Genomic DNA, 13321 nt, shown 5'->3' on the forward strand with positions numbered 1-13321 from the left:
GAATTAAGGCTACCCCCGCAATTCTCAAAAGCGATTTTCGACGGGCGGAGACCGGGTCGTCGATCGATCTCTCCGAGCGCGAAAACGGAATCACACCACGCTACGACGGACCCCTTCGAGCCGACGATCAGGCCATCGGGAGGTCCTGCTCGGCTTCCAGCAGTTCGTGGTAGCGGTTGCGGATGGTGACTTCGCTGATGTCCGCGACCTCGCTGACGGCTGCCTGCGTGGTCTTCTCGTTGGTCAACAGCGCGGCGGCGTAGACGGCGGCCGCGGCCAGCCCGACCGGCGATTTCCCGCTGTGGACGCCCTGTTCTTTCGCGTTCTGGAGGAGTTGCCGGGCACGGTGTTCGGCCTCGTCGGACAGCTCCAGCGAGGAGGCAAAGCGCGGGACGTAGCTCTCGGGGTCGGCCGGCTTCACTTCGAGGCCGAGTTCGCGGACGACGTAGCGGTACGTGCGAGCGATCTCGCTTTTCTCGACGCGGGAGACGTCGGTGATCTCGTCGAGGCTCCGGGGGACGCCCGCCTGGCGTGCGGCGGCGTACACCGACGACGTGGCGACGCCCTCGATGGACCGTCCGGGAAGGAGGTCCTCGTCCAGCGCCCGGCGGTAGATGACGCTGGCGGTCTCGCGGACGTTTTCGGGCAGGCCCAGTGCCGAGGCCATGCGGTCGATCTCGCCCAGCGCCTGTTTCAGGTTGCGCTCTTTCGAGTCCCGGGTGCGGAACCGCTCGTTCCACTTTCGAAGCCGCTGCATCTTCTGGCGCTGGCGGCTCCCCAGCGAGTTGCCGTAGGCGTCCTTGTCGCGCCAGTCGATGTTGGTCGAGAGCCCCTTGTCGTGCATCATGTTGGTCGTCGGGGCGCCGACGCGGCTCTTCTCGTCTTTCTCGGAGGCGTCGAACGCGCGCCACTCCGGCCCGCGGTCGATCTCGTTTTCGTCGACGACCAGGCCGCAGTCCTCACAGACCGTCTCGCCGTGCTCGTTGTCCATGACGAGGCTGCCACCGCACTCCGGGCAGTCGATCTGCTCTTCTTCTTGTTCGTCGGTCTCTTCCGTCGTACGCGTGCGTGTTCTCTGGTTCTCGCTCATTGTGCGAAGGCGAATGCTATCCGGGCAGGAGAGTCCTGAAAATCCCCGGACGGTTGTCGGTAAAAAACTGGTTGGAGCGAAAGTTATTTAAATATTTCGTCTCGGGTTGGAGTGCGACGTTCAAACCCGCTAAATCGCCGGTTTCGCGACGGAGTAGTGATTGATTAATATAGTGTTACTCGATGACAAACCACAAGTCTAGGTCGGGTTATCGTGAAATATGCACGTTGCGATCGGGAGCGAGAACCCGGTGAAGGTCGCGGCCACCGAACGAGCGCTGGCGGGGGACGCCGAGGCGAGCGTCGAACCGGTCGCCGTCGACTCGGAGGTGTCCGAACAACCGCGGGGCCACGCCGAGACCATCGCGGGCGCACAGAACCGTGCGGAGAGCGCTATCGCGTTCGGCCCGGCGGTCGATCTCGGGGTCGGCATCGAGGGCGGCGTCGCACAGCTCCGGCGTGACGGGACCGGCGATCGACAGTGGAGCCACGAGGTCGCGCCCATCGCGGACTCGTCGGACCTGTATCTCGTCATGTGGGCGGCGGCCTCCGACGGCGCTCGCACCACCCGCGGCAGCGGCCCGAGCGTGGTGTTGCCCGACCGAATCGCGTCTCAGATCCGGGACGGGGCGGAACTCGGGCCGGTGCTCGACGACCTGCTGGGAACCGAGGGCGTCGGGGCCGACCAGGGCGCGGCCGGCGTCCTCACCGATGGCATCATCGACCGCGAGTCGGCACTGGTCCACGCCGTCGCGGCCGCGCTCGGCCCGTTCGTTTCCGACCTGTACTAATCCGAGTCCACAGTGGCGTCGGCCTCGCCGTCGACTTCGCTGCTCTCTTCGACGGCCGTCGTCAGCGAGACGTTCAGCCACCCCATCGAGACGACCCCGCCGGCGATGGTGACGACGTTCTTGACCGCGTGGTCGACGATGGCCGCCCCGAGCGCGACGCTCCAGGTCACGGGCGTCAGCGCGACCACGAGCAACGAGAACGCGCCTTCGTAGAGGCCGATGCCACCGGGCGACAGCGGCAGGACCTTCGCGAGGTTGCCGACGCTGACGGCGAAAAAGCCGACCGCGAGCAGCGTCCCGGTCGAGAGCCCGACCTCGAAGGCGGCGAACACCAGGACGGCGGTGACCACGTCGAGCGTCCAGATGACGAGACTGCTCACGCCGATCCTGGCGAAGGCGGCGGGGCGACTGGCCACCCGCTGGACGTCACCGGTGAACGTTTCGAGGACGCCGGCCACGTAGTCCGCATACGAATCGTTCGAGAGTCGGCCGACGGCTTCGCGGACGAAGTTACGGTCGCTCCTGGCGCTGGCGACGATGAGTGCCGTGACCCCGATCGCCGCCATCCCGACCGCGATAGCGACGTAGACAGCGACGCGACCGCTCTCGCGTGCGCCAGTCACCTCCGTGGCCAGCGTCGAGAGGCTCGACGGGTCGAAGAGGGCGTAGCCGACGAGGACGGCGCCAGCCAGCGCGGTGATCGTCAGCAGGTCGAACACGCGTTCGACCGCCAGCGACGCGAACCCGGAGGGATAGGGGATCCCGCGGCGGGCCTTCACCACGTAGGCCCGGACGGCGTCGCCCGCCCGCGCCGGGAACACGAGGTTCCCCGTCTGGCTGATGAACACCGCCCCCGTGAGGAAGCCGATCCGTTCCGTGTAGCCCAGTTCGGCCAGGATATCCCGGTAGCGTGCACCCCGAAGCGGCCACGAGAGGACGTACACGAACGCCGCCGCGACGACCAGCGCGGGGTTCTGGTCCCAGGCCGCCCCCATCTCGTCGATGACGGCCGTCGGATCGAGGTAGATGGTCATCAGCGCCACGGCGACGACCACCAGCGCGGTCCCCGCGGTCAGCGTCACCCGGCGAGTGATCCGGGGGCTGACCATCAGCTGCCACCAGGTCCGCAGAATCTGGCTGCCCATCCCGAACACGTCCCGGACGAGATCGACCTTCGAGTCGCCCTTTGGCGTCCACTCGACGGGGAACTCCTTGACGCGATAGCCGGCCTTCTGGGCGCGGACCAGCACTTCCGTGTCCCAGAACCAGTGTTCGTCCTCCACGTCGTCGACGACGTCGAAGAGCGCCTCGCGGTCGAACGCCTTGAATCCGCACTGGTGGTCCAGCAGGTCCGAGCGCAGCAGCAGGCGAACGAGGCCGTTGAAGCCCCGACTCGGAACGCCCCGTTTGGCGGGGCGGTCGGCCTGCTGGCCCGGGATCCACCGGGACCCGGTCGCGAAGTCGTACTCGTCCGAGCGGATGCTCTCGACGAGTTCCTCCAGGTGTTTCATGTCCGTCGCGAGGTCGGTGTCGAAGTACACCAGCGTCTCCCCGCGGGCCTGTTCGAACGCGTACTCCAGTGCGCCGCCGCGGCCGAGGCGGTCGTCGCTGTGGACGTGCCTGACGCGGTCGTCCTCGTCTGCCATCCGGCTGGCGATCTCGGGCGTTCGGTCCGCGCAACCGTCCTCGGCGACGATGACTTCGAAGCTACCGGCGGGGAGGAACTCGGCGAGCGTCTCCAGGGTGACCGTAACGGTCTCCTCGATGGTATCGGCCTCGTTGTAGGCCGGGAGGACGACGCTCACCTCGACGCCCTGGGTCATTGCCCGACCCTTTCGGCAGGGCCTAAAAGTACCTTCTGTTCCCACAAGCGGTTCTTTGACTGACGCTCGTCGGAGGCTCCGTCGGGCCGGCAGGGCTCGCCGTGTTCAGTCCCGGTCGCCGATGTTCTTGACCAGCACCGAGTGGTCGGACTCCCGGAGGACGTTCTCGGTGACGCTGCCGAGCAACACGCGGTCGATCCCGCGCTCGCCGTGCGTGCCCATGACGATCAGGTCGATGCCTTTCGCGTCCGCGTAGTCGAGGATCTCTTCGTGTGGCGTGCCGTACCTGACGGTCGTCACGGCCGAGAGCCCGGCGTCGGCCGCCCGGTTGGTGATCTTCGTGACTGCCTGCTGTCCCTCCTGTTCGAGCGCGTCCTCGATAGTGGTCCACTTCGCATCGGGAAGCGTCGAGAAGTTCCCGGTATCGACCACGTACAGCGCGTGGACGGTCGCGTCCGTCAGGCTCGCCAGTTCGATGGCCTCGTCGATGGCCTGCTGTGCCCCCTCGCTCCCGTCGGTCGGAATCAGGATGTCGTCGTACATACCGGGCCGTACTCGCGGCGCTGATTTATAACATGGCCACTGGTCGCCGCCGCCGGGAACCGCCAAAGGGTTTTCACCCCTGGGCGGCGGATTCAGATGTATGAACGAGGCGTTCGTTCAACTGTCCTGTCCCGCGTGTTCGAAAGACTGGGAAGCAAAGCCCATGGACCTGCCACAGCGCACCGAACCGTTCACCTGCCCCGACTGCGACGAACAGCGCCCCACCGCCGAGTTCATGCGCACCGACCGCGACCTCGAAGTCCTCAAGGACATCCAGGAGTAGGTCAGTCGGCACCCTCTGACTGACGGACCGTCGCGAACTCGCTGACGTCGACATCGCCGACCTCGCTCACCGAGTCGTAGGGCCGGTCGACGACGATGTTGCCGGCGGTCTGTTTCCCGATCCCCGGAATCGCCTGGAGTTCGGAAAGCGACGCCGCGTTGATATCGAGGGGGTACGGGACGCCCGAGACCGACCGGTAGCCGTGGCCGGTCACGGCCGCGTCGATCGTCTGCCCGAGTTCGTGTTCCCCCGGAATCCCGACGAGCAGCGGGTAGGTGCCGAGTTGCCGCCCGAACGTCTTCCCGTCCTGATGGTATTCGAGGTGCACGTCCGGGAGCACAGTACCGGACGGGGCCAGCCGCTTGAGCATCGGGTTGTCGATCGTCTCGCGGATCTCGCGTTTGTAGGGTTTGAACTGCTGTTTGTGTTCCTTGGCGATGTCCGCGCCCGTGTCGCTCATGTCCGTCCCGGCGAAGGCCATCACCTGGCGGATGTTCACCCGCCGGAGCATCAGCCCCTCGTCGTACACCCGCTGGAGGAACTGTTTGTTGTGCTCGTACGTCTCGGGTCGCTCGCCCATCAGCCCGTGGACGAGGTTGATGCCGGGCAGGATCTTCGGGAGCCTGTTCGCGGCGTCGTCGCCGAAGTTGGGTGCTGTCTCTTTCCGGCGCTCGCGGCTCGCGCCGCTCGCGCGTCCGGAGGCCCTCCCGTCGGTCGGGCCTCCCGGCCGCCACCCGCCTTCCTCGTTGACGATCTTGACCGCCCGGAAACACTCCTCGGCGCTCACGTTGAGATTGTTCTCCTCCTGAACGACCGGGTCGGCCGATTCCAGGCCGAACGCGGCCGTATCGCCCGGCGTGTTGTGCTCGGCGATGATCCGGATCCCCTCCCGGGACAGCTCCGGCCACTCGACGATGGTGATGGGGTTCATGTTGTCGAGGTGGAGCGTCTCCAGATCGGGCGCGACCTCGCGGATGCCGCCGTAGAGGTCCCGCAGCGCGTCGGGGTTCGGTTTCTCGCCGTCGCCGCCGTAGGCGAGGATGTCGGCCTGCCGGCCCAGGCGGAAGTGTCGAACGCCCCGCTCGTAGAGGGCCTCGACCTCGCCGACGACCGTCTCGGTCGGCCGGAAATCCGGGTTTCCGTAGAGGGGTTCCGTGCAGAACGAACAGCCGTACGGACAGCCCCGGGAGGTCTCCATCTCGCAGATGAGGTAGTCGGGGTGGTTGGGGTGTTGTTCGATGACGAATGCGCCCTGCTGGGCCCAGCGCGCGATCTCCTCGTTGTCGCGCATCCGGTTGCCGAAGCCTTCCATGCCGCCGTGGACGAGGTCGTAGGCCGCGGCCTCGATGTCGCCTTTCGCGACGAAGTCGTAGTCCAAATCGTCCCGTTCCATGTCCTGTGCGCCGGCGTTTTCGTCGCCGACGCCGAAGCGGACGGGACCGCCCATCAGCGAGGTGCCATCGGCGGTCCAGGCCATTTTCCGGACCTCGTCGGGTTCGGCGGGCGTTCCGCCGACGTAGCTCCCGGGAACGGTCATCCCGCCGACGTAGACGAACAGGTCCGCCTCCTCGACGTCCCGCCAGCGCTGGTTGTCCTCGCGGAGCGCGTCGATGGTGTGATAGGTGATCTGCTCGGGTGGGACGCCGGCGTCGACGAGTGCGCCCGCCGTGTATCGCGGATACGTCGAGATGTAGGGCGGCACGCCGAAGTGGGCCGGCTCGTCGACGTAGCCGTCCACGATGGTCACGTCGAGGGTCGCCGGGTCTGTCATGCCCCCTGGTACTCGCTCGACTCCTAAAACGGTGTCTCACTGGCATCGCGGCCGTCCTGACCCCTCAGTGACACCAGACTCATACCGGACGGGGCTGAAGGTCCGGTGATGGCCGAGTCCGTCTCGTGGGAGTACGACTACACCACCGAGCCGTGGCTCCGCTGGCTGGTCCGGGCCGGCGCGGCCAGCGTCGTCGGCGCGTACTTCGGCATGCTCGCGATGGGTGGATTATCGGTTCTCGTCCTCCTGATCGGCGGGGACCCGGCACTCAAGTTACTGGTCGTCGTGCTGGCACTCGTCGGCGGCCCCTTTTCCCTGCTGTACCTCTGGCCCATGCTTCGCGACGCGGACCAGCGACCGGCACCCTTCAGCGGTCGCGAGCGGCGAACCCCGCTGCGGGAGTGGCTCGTCGCCGGCGTGGTCGGGTTTGCTGTGCTGGCCGGCGCGATGACGGTCGAGCCGTTGCTCGCCGGGGCACTGTTCGTCTGTGGACTCGTGGCCGGCGTCGTCGGCGTCGTCTGTTCGACGCGTGGCACCATCGACCCGGAGGCGGCGACGATGGAGCGCAGCCACCGGGAGTGGGACCTCTCTCGCGTGACCGGCTACGGCACGCGCCGGGTGGGGCCGCTGGTCGTGGTCTCCCTCGACGCGAGCGGTCCCGGGAGTTTCGGGACGGTCCCCGCTCGTATCGCCGTCCCAGCGACCGTCGCCGGCGACGTGACTGCCGCCCTCGATGCCATCCTCGAGACCGACCGCGAGACCGAAGGGCGCGACCCGAACGCGGCGGTCCGAGTCGTCGCGGTTCTGTTCGCGCTCACGTTCGCCGGTGGCGGACTCGTCGGTGCCGTCGCCCTCGACAGGCTTGGCTGGTACGTCGGACTTATCGGCCTGCTGTTCGCCGGTATCTTCCTGCTGGTCGCCCGCGAGGGGTGAGAACATCGTGTGTATCGGGAACGTACCACTATGAGACACACCACCGTTAGCGTGGTACGGTTTCATGGCAATCGACATCGCGTGTGGCATGGAAGTCGACCCCGACGACCCGGCAGCGGTCACCGAAATCGACGGCGTGGAGTACTACTTCTGTTCGGAGGGCTGTAAGCAACAGTTCGAGTCCGACCCCCAGACGTATCTGTCCGCCGAGTTCCCCTTCCTCAGCGAGATCGAGGGGATGGAAACCCCGCGGCTCCCCTACGGCGGGACCGAAGGCGAGTTCGAACTGTCCGTCGCCGACCCGAACCAGCTGGACGTAGGCGACGAGGTGTCGTTGACCCGGTCGCTCACCGACGAGGAGGTCCGTCAGTTCGCACGCATCACGAGCGACACCAACGCCCTGCACCTCAACGACGAGTTCGCCGAACACACCAGGTTCGGCCGCCGAATCGTGCACGGGACGCTCGTCGCGGGCCTCATCAGCGCCGCGCTCGCGGCGTTCCCGGGCATGACGATCTACCTCAGCCAGGAACTGGAGTTCGTCGCGCCCGCCGACATCGGCGACACGTTCACGGCCCGGTGTCGCATCGTCGATATCCTCGCTAACGACCGGTACCGGATCGCGACACACGTCGAGAACCAGGACGAGGACATCGTCATCCAGGGCACGGCGACCGTCGTCATCGACGACATGCCGCGCACCGACTGAGCCGCGGCCGGCTTCAGACGTAGATGTGGCCCTCGGTAGGGTCGTACTCCCGGTCGGGTTCGAAGTCGGCGCGCCTGGCCCGATCGGTCGCCAGCGCCGCGACGACCGCGTCGAGTGCGTCGCCGCCCGCGTCGTCGATCAGTTGCCCGCGCACGCTGTCGGTGAGTTCGATCCGGGTCCCCGATTCCAGTCCGTCGACGATTTCGGCCCGCCGTTCGCGTGCGGGACCGTCGTCGTCCTTGTACTCGCGAGCAGGCAGCGAACAGGTCGCCAGCGTCGCCGCCGGATACACCTCACAGAGCTGAGTCGCGCCACTGCCCCCCTCGTCGGCCTGCATCGGCCGGACACGGACGTCGTCGGTGCGGGCAAGGGGTGCCAGCACGTCCCTGATTCCGTAGAAGGTCTGGCTGGCGACGAGCCAGTGGTACGGGGATTTCGCCCCGACGGGGCCGTCCGTCTCCCGGAGCAGGTACGTCCGGTCGGTTCCCGCATCCTCAGCCCGGGAGACACAGGCCTCCTCGAACCCGTCGACGTCGGTGGCGACCGTGGCGACCCACTCCAGGGAATTTACCCAGGAGTCACAGCCGTGAACCGCGGCCGGGACGCCGAAGGGAAAGTCCATGCCGACGACCTCGGCGTCGCGGAGGAACTCACGAAGCGAGCCGAGACAGGGCGCGCGTTCGGCGACGCCGAAGCGGTCGGCAGCGGACGCACAGCCCTCGATGTGGAGACTGTCGCCGTCGACGACCGCCTCGGCGATCCAGATGCCGTGGCCGGCCTGGCGAGCGCCGCTGAAGTCGATGCCGTGGAGGGTTCGGGTCATGGGGACGAGTGGGCGAGCGTCGGCAAAAAGCCGGGGCATTCTTGGTGTCCGCGGACGTACAACTGCGTATGCCAAAGACCGAGGAAATCAAGTGTACTTCTCAGCGGTGCGAACTCGACATGTTCGAGAACCACTACACGTACGACATCGACGACGACCTCTCGATCTCGGACCTGCAGTGCCCGATGTGTGGCGGCACTGACTGTCTCGAAGCCGTCGAGCTATGATTCGTGAACTCGGCCGTTCCATCGGCGACGCCGTGATGGAGACCGTCGGTCGCGCGTCGAGTCGCGTCCAGGAACGCCGACCGCTCCCGGTCGACTTACTGGAGAGCGACGACGCCTACCTCGCCGTCTTCGACGCGCCGGGATCGACCAGCAGCGACGTGCAGGTCAGGTTCGAGAACAATACCATCGAGGTCCGTCTCGACCGCTTCCGCGACTTCCACGAAGGGTTCGAGATGCTACTGCCCGGCCGCGGGCTCTCGCTCGACGGGCAGATCACCCTGCCTCCCGACGCCGACGTGGATCCCGACTCGGCGGACGCGACCCTCCGGACGAACGGCACCCTGGAGATCCGGATTCCCAAAAGCGAGTCCGCACAGGAGATGTCCGTCACCGAGGAAACCGAGACCGACGAGGTGACCACCGAAGTCGAGACCGACGAAGAAACCGACTCGGACGCCTGATCAGTCTACGGTCATCCCTTCGACGACCGAGAACGCCTCGTCCCCGTCGAACCGCGATGGGTCGAACGCATCGAGGGCCTCGTCGATCCAGTCGTCGGCCCCGTCTTCTCCCTCCCGTATCTCTCTCGCGACCGCCTCGCCCAGCGCCGGGGCTCGCATGAACCCGTGGCCGTGCCAGCCGACCGCGACGAACAGGTCGGGCGCGACCGACCCCACGAGCGGATCGCGGTCCGGCGTGGCCGTACAGAGCCCGGCCCACGAGCGATCGACCGGCGGCACGTCGGTATCCGGAACGAGCGCCGCGGCCAGGCGCTCCATCGCGGACGCCTCGAACGCCTCGTCGGCCGTCCGGTCGTACCCGTCGGGGTCGAAATCCCGTTCCTCCGTGCCGTCGCCGACGAGGAACCCGCCGTCGCGCGGCCGACAGTAGAAGCCGGCCGTCGCGTCGTAGCAGATCGGCGTTTCGCCACTGGCCGGCGTCGCCTCGGTCACGAGCGCCTGGACGCGATAGGCCTTGACCGGCACCGCAACGCCGACCTCGGCCAGCAACGGGCGCGTGTGTGCCCCGGCAGCGACGAGGACCGCATCGAACTCCCGGACAGCGGACGGTGTCCTGACAGCGTTCGTGCTTTCGAGGGAAACCGTCGTCCCAGTCTCGATGTCGGCCCCGGCCGCTCGCGCCTGCTCGGCAACGATTTCGGCGTAGGCCGCCGGGTCGGTGTAGGCGGCGTCGTGTGCGATGGCGGCCACCGCGATATCGTCGGTCCGGAGCGACAGGAACCGGTCCTGGAGGGACTCGGAGTCGACGATCGCTACGTCACGGTCCCGGGCCTGCATCCGTGGCACCTGCTCGCGGATGGCATCGGCACGGACCTCGTCGCCCTCGCGGGCGAACCAGACGTACGGGTGCTCGGTGAACGAGAAGTCCGTCTCGGACGCCAGCGTTCGGAACCGGCTCATCGCGCGTTCGGCGACTGCCGCGTCGATCCGGTCGGCGACGGCGTCGTAGCAAATGCCCGCCGCACGGCCCGTACTCTCCGCCGCGATAGCACCGCGCTCGAACAGCGTCACGGCAGCGCCGGCCCGTGCGAGGTCCCGCGCCGCAGTCACGCCCACGGCACCGCCGCCGACGACGGCGACACGTTGGCCCGTCATTCTACGAACGGCTCGATGCCGCGAGCGGGGTAGCCGACGACGGTGTCGGCACCGGCTTCTCTGAGGGTCTCGACCTGGGACCTGACGCTCGTCCCGTCGCCCACCAGCGCGTAGTCCCGGACGGCCGCCGAGAGGACTTCCCGTGCCCGTCCCTCCGCGTTCGCGTCCGTATCGGCGTCGTCGGGCAGCGCCTCACGGACGGGTTGCCGGCGAGCCGCGTAGGCACCGACGGCGTCCAAGATGGCGTCTTCGTCCTCGGACAGCACCGTCGGCGCGTAGACGGCGACCGAGCCGTCGAATCCGGCCGCCCGCAGCGCGTGGAGGTCGCGCTCGGTCGACCGCGAGAGCAACTCGAACTGGGTGCCGCCCACGGCGAGCGCGACACGCTCGATGCTCTCGGTCCCGACCCAGGCGTCGGGCGCGCGTCTCCTGGCAGCCTCCAGCCGCGGCGCGACCGACCGCTCGCGCTCGGCCTCTGTCAGATACGCCGGATGTCCGGCCACGAGGACTCGCCCGACGGCCTCGGGAAGCCGGTCCCACAGTTCGTCGTCGCCGAGCGGATCGAACCCGTCGGCCCGGACCGGCGTCGTGACTCGGACCGTCTTCGCCTCGGCCAGCGCGGTCAGCGTCTCGGTATCGGGGAGTTCCTCCCGCCCCTCGTAGTCGATGGTGATCGTCTCGACCGCGAGGTCGGCGGCCCGGGAGACGTCACACTCCGTCGGTTTCACCGCGACCGCATCGATGCCCGCCGTCGCCAGTACGTCCTCGGTTAGCATTCCTGTCTCCTCCGGTCGCGCGTGACTGGACACCGCGCCCGCCACACCCGCGAGTTACAGGGTATCCCGGTCGCTCGCGGCAAAACGGTGTCGTTTTCGGCAGCCAGGATCAGGTGGTCCGAACAAAGGGCCGGACGGTGGCTACGCGCTCGCGTCGACGGGCCGGACAGCGCGCTCGAAGTCGTCCATCGTGAGTGTCACCCGTCCGGTGGTGTTCCGAGCGTCGTCATCGGTCGACACTGGGTCGAACGTCAGGTCATACTCGTGCCAGTCACCGAATCGGGCGGTCTCGTCGAGAATATCCGCTTCACTGAACCCCGCGTCCGACTCGGCGACGACGACCGTCCGGGACCGCGACGACGCTCTGGACTCCAGTTTCAGGTCGTAGAGGTGCCAGTCTCCAAACCGTGCGGTCACGTCCAGAACGTCACCCTCTTCGAACCCCGCGACCGGTTCGGTCAGTTCGTATCTACTCGCACTCATACACTCGTACGTACGGTTTCGTGCCGTAAAAACCTGTTTTAAGATTAACTTTCGTCGTAGTTACTGAACGAACGTTTTGGATTCCGATAGTCTGTCGAAATAGTCCACCAGTTTCGACCGCGTCCGCCGAGCGTCACTCACCGTTCGCCGTCGAACCGGTTACACCGGGAAATCGGCGTCCGGGTCCACCGTTCGATCGACTTCCTCGGGCATCTGCCAATCGGTAGACAGTTCGAGTAGTTGCACGAGGATGCGCGCGGTCGCCCCCCAGACGGTGTAGCCGTCGACGTGGAAGAAGTGCAGGCGGATGTCGCCGTAGTGGGGGTGGTCGCGGCGTTCGGACTCGTAGTTGTCCAGGTCTGTGAGATCGCCGATGTCGAGGACGGCGATCTCCGCGACCTCTCGCTCGTCGGGGACGTACTCGCGGTCGGGAACGTGGCCGACGAACGGTCGGACGGAGTAGCTCGTGACGGTCCGGATGTCGTCGAGTCGACCGACGATGTCCGCTTCGGCGGGCCGGAGGCCGATCTCCTCGTTTGCCTCCCTGAGCGCGGTCGCTTCGAGCCCGTCGTCGCTCGGCTCGCGGCCGCCGCCGGGAAAGCTCATCTGGCCAGGGTGTTCGCCCAGGTGGTCCGCTCGCTTGGTAAACAGGAGGGAATGGTCGTCGTTACGGGTGATGACTGGCGCGAGAACGGCGGCCTCGCGCTCCTCGTCAGAGATGCCCACAGCGTCGTGTGCAACCACCCGCTCCAGGTCCATAGGACAAACGTCGGTCCGGGCGCTCTTAATTGACCCGGGAACGGTTTGGGCTATGCTATCGTAGTCACCAGACGTCGTTGCGCACTGTATACTCGAACGGGGCGGTTCGTGCCAGAGAGCTAGCCCGCTGACGCTCCTGGACGGTGAAAATTGCTGCTGACTACGATAGCACGTTGTCCAACCGGTCGCGCTCCTCGGCCACCTCGACCGGTGCCCACACTTCGAGTTCGTAGCTCACGTCCAGCAGTTGCTCGATGCGATCGGCATCCCCCGCCTCGACTGCCTCTGTCGTGTCTCGCCGGAACTGCACCTCGGCCGCTTCGCCCAATCGCTCTCGGTCGATCGACCGCTGTTCGACGTCCATGATATGGGGGAGGTCGGTCGCGTCCTCGACCAGTTCCGGAAAGGCGACGGGGCCCGGGAAGAGCCAGTCTTCGTCGGGATCTGTGCGTTCGACGGCGACGAGGTGGTAGGTATCGAGCGCGTCGTCGATCTCAGCATCGAACGCCGACGGCTCACGGTCCTCGCCCCGCTTGAACGCCAGTTCCACCAGCGCTTGCCCGAGTTCCTCGCGGGAGAGCGCGCCGAACAGGTCGACGACGCCCGCCAGTTCGTCGCCGGTCAGGTCCATGCCCCGACGAGCGGTCGGCGTCCTCTTGAGGCTTCTGTCCGGTAGCCCTCCGTGGTCGGCTCCG

At 67.0% G+C, this 13321-nt stretch carries 15 protein-coding genes and 1 pseudogene; 6 read left to right on the top strand and 10 right to left on the bottom strand.

Features of this window, described 5'->3' with window-relative positions; translation table 11 throughout:
- Positions 1-127 precede the first annotated feature (127 nt).
- Entirely contained in the window at positions 128-1090 is a 963-nt protein-coding gene (locus E2481_RS03800; protein WP_136715787.1) for a transcription initiation factor IIB, read from the bottom strand.
- 220 nt (positions 1091-1310) lie between these two features.
- On the opposite strand from E2481_RS03800, the gene E2481_RS03805 reads away from it, so the two are divergent.
- On the top strand, positions 1311-1880 hold the full coding sequence (locus tag E2481_RS03805) for a DUF84 family protein (RefSeq protein WP_136715788.1): 570 nt from the start codon (positions 1311-1313) through the stop codon (positions 1878-1880).
- On the opposite strand, the gene E2481_RS03810 is transcribed toward E2481_RS03805, so the two are convergent.
- Positions 1877-3703: a flippase-like domain-containing protein gene (locus tag E2481_RS03810; RefSeq protein ID WP_136715789.1), complete on the bottom strand. Its 1827-nt coding sequence runs from the start codon at positions 3701-3703 to the stop codon at positions 1877-1879. The genes E2481_RS03805 and E2481_RS03810 overlap by 4 nt on opposite strands.
- A 105-nt stretch (positions 3704-3808) precedes the next feature.
- A complete protein-coding gene (locus E2481_RS03815; RefSeq protein ID WP_136715790.1) occupies positions 3809-4246 on the bottom strand; it encodes a universal stress protein in 438 nt (145 codons plus the stop codon).
- Between the two features lie 100 nt (positions 4247-4346).
- Here E2481_RS03815 and E2481_RS03820 point away from each other — a divergent pair, with 100 nt between their 5' ends.
- Positions 4347-4529 carry a DUF7836 family putative zinc-binding protein gene (locus tag E2481_RS03820; RefSeq protein ID WP_136715791.1) on the top strand — a complete coding sequence of 61 codons (183 nt, stop codon included), beginning with the start codon at positions 4347-4349 and terminating at the stop codon, positions 4527-4529.
- Position 4530: 1 nt separating this feature from the next.
- On the opposite strand, the gene E2481_RS03825 is transcribed toward E2481_RS03820, so the two are convergent.
- On the bottom strand, positions 4531-6300 hold the full coding sequence (locus E2481_RS03825; protein ID WP_136715792.1) for a radical SAM protein: 1770 nt from the start codon (positions 6298-6300) through the stop codon (positions 4531-4533).
- Between the two features lie 108 nt (positions 6301-6408).
- Here E2481_RS03825 and E2481_RS03830 point away from each other — a divergent pair, with 108 nt between their 5' ends.
- Together E2481_RS03830 and E2481_RS18910 are read left to right on the top strand one after the other, a co-directional pair.
- A complete protein-coding gene (locus tag E2481_RS03830; protein WP_136715793.1) occupies positions 6409-7233 on the top strand; it encodes a hypothetical protein in 825 nt (274 codons plus the stop codon).
- A gap of 64 nt (positions 7234-7297) precedes the next feature.
- Complete coding sequence (locus tag E2481_RS18910; protein ID WP_136715794.1) at positions 7298-7942, top strand: MaoC/PaaZ C-terminal domain-containing protein; 645 nt, start codon at positions 7298-7300, stop codon at positions 7940-7942.
- 13 nt (positions 7943-7955) lie between these two features.
- Here the strand turns inward: E2481_RS18910 and E2481_RS03840 are convergent, their stop codons facing one another.
- Positions 7956-8765: a DUF429 domain-containing protein gene (locus E2481_RS03840; protein ID WP_169302363.1), complete on the bottom strand. Its 810-nt coding sequence runs from the start codon at positions 8763-8765 to the stop codon at positions 7956-7958.
- 68 nt (positions 8766-8833) lie between these two features.
- On the opposite strand from E2481_RS03840, the gene E2481_RS18550 reads away from it, so the two are divergent.
- Both E2481_RS18550 and E2481_RS03845 read left to right on the top strand, forming a co-directional pair.
- Positions 8834-8992, top strand: a complete 159-nt coding sequence (locus E2481_RS18550; RefSeq protein WP_169302364.1) for a DUF7559 family protein — start codon at positions 8834-8836, stop codon at positions 8990-8992.
- On the top strand, positions 8989-9453 hold the full coding sequence (locus tag E2481_RS03845; protein WP_136715796.1) for an Hsp20/alpha crystallin family protein: 465 nt from the start codon (positions 8989-8991) through the stop codon (positions 9451-9453). The genes E2481_RS18550 and E2481_RS03845 overlap by 4 nt, the downstream gene beginning before the upstream one ends.
- Here E2481_RS03845 and E2481_RS03850 read toward each other — a convergent pair.
- The 5 genes and pseudogenes from E2481_RS03850 to E2481_RS03870 form a co-directional block, all read right to left on the bottom strand.
- Positions 9454-10632: pseudogene (locus E2481_RS03850) on the bottom strand (NAD(P)/FAD-dependent oxidoreductase); the annotation flags it as partial. It lies immediately after the preceding gene.
- Positions 10605-11384, bottom strand: a complete 780-nt coding sequence (locus tag E2481_RS03855; protein WP_136715797.1) for a DUF7388 family protein — start codon at positions 11382-11384, stop codon at positions 10605-10607. The pseudogene E2481_RS03850 and the gene E2481_RS03855, both read right to left, overlap by 28 nt.
- A 141-nt stretch (positions 11385-11525) precedes the next feature.
- Positions 11526-11867 carry a hypothetical protein gene (locus E2481_RS03860; RefSeq protein WP_136715798.1) on the bottom strand — a complete coding sequence of 114 codons (342 nt, stop codon included), beginning with the start codon at positions 11865-11867 and terminating at the stop codon, positions 11526-11528.
- Positions 11868-12026: 159 nt separating this feature from the next.
- Entirely contained in the window at positions 12027-12626 is a 600-nt protein-coding gene (locus E2481_RS03865; protein ID WP_136715799.1) for an NUDIX hydrolase, read from the bottom strand.
- 160 nt (positions 12627-12786) lie between these two features.
- A complete protein-coding gene (locus E2481_RS03870) occupies positions 12787-13257 on the bottom strand; it encodes a DUF7109 family protein (RefSeq protein ID WP_136715800.1) in 471 nt (156 codons plus the stop codon).
- Positions 13258-13321 lie beyond the last annotated feature (64 nt).

Source organism: Halorientalis salina, from assembly GCF_005049285.1.
GTDB classification, from domain to species: Archaea; Halobacteriota; Halobacteria; order Halobacteriales; family Haloarculaceae; genus Halorientalis; species Halorientalis salina.

Bases quoted from the DNA above. Each gene is read 5' to 3' on its own strand.
- E2481_RS03865 (WP_136715799.1), bottom strand. From the start codon at position 12,626: ATGGACCTGGAGCGGGTGGTTGCACACGACGCTGTGGGCATCTCTGAC.
- E2481_RS18550 (WP_169302364.1), top strand. From the start codon at position 8,834: ATGCCAAAGACCGAGGAAATCAAGTGTACTTCTCAGCGGTGCGAACTC.
- E2481_RS03805 (WP_136715788.1), top strand. From the start codon at position 1,311: ATGCACGTTGCGATCGGGAGCGAGAACCCGGTGAAGGTCGCGGCCACC.
- E2481_RS03815 (WP_136715790.1), bottom strand. From the start codon at position 4,246: ATGTACGACGACATCCTGATTCCGACCGACGGGAGCGAGGGGGCACAG.
- E2481_RS03810 (WP_136715789.1), bottom strand. From the start codon at position 3,703: ATGACCCAGGGCGTCGAGGTGAGCGTCGTCCTCCCGGCCTACAACGAG.
- E2481_RS18910 (WP_136715794.1), top strand. From the start codon at position 7,298: ATGGCAATCGACATCGCGTGTGGCATGGAAGTCGACCCCGACGACCCG.
- E2481_RS03830 (WP_136715793.1), top strand. From the start codon at position 6,409: ATGGCCGAGTCCGTCTCGTGGGAGTACGACTACACCACCGAGCCGTGG.
- E2481_RS03800 (WP_136715787.1), bottom strand. From the start codon at position 1,090: ATGAGCGAGAACCAGAGAACACGCACGCGTACGACGGAAGAGACCGAC.
- E2481_RS03860 (WP_136715798.1), bottom strand. From the start codon at position 11,867: ATGAGTGCGAGTAGATACGAACTGACCGAACCGGTCGCGGGGTTCGAA.
- E2481_RS03845 (WP_136715796.1), top strand. From the start codon at position 8,989: ATGATTCGTGAACTCGGCCGTTCCATCGGCGACGCCGTGATGGAGACC.
- E2481_RS03870 (WP_136715800.1), bottom strand. From the start codon at position 13,257: ATGGACCTGACCGGCGACGAACTGGCGGGCGTCGTCGACCTGTTCGGC.
- E2481_RS03855 (WP_136715797.1), bottom strand. From the start codon at position 11,384: ATGCTAACCGAGGACGTACTGGCGACGGCGGGCATCGATGCGGTCGCG.
- E2481_RS03820 (WP_136715791.1), top strand. From the start codon at position 4,347: ATGAACGAGGCGTTCGTTCAACTGTCCTGTCCCGCGTGTTCGAAAGAC.
- E2481_RS03840 (WP_169302363.1), bottom strand. From the start codon at position 8,765: ATGACCCGAACCCTCCACGGCATCGACTTCAGCGGCGCTCGCCAGGCC.
- E2481_RS03825 (WP_136715792.1), bottom strand. From the start codon at position 6,300: ATGACAGACCCGGCGACCCTCGACGTGACCATCGTGGACGGCTACGTC.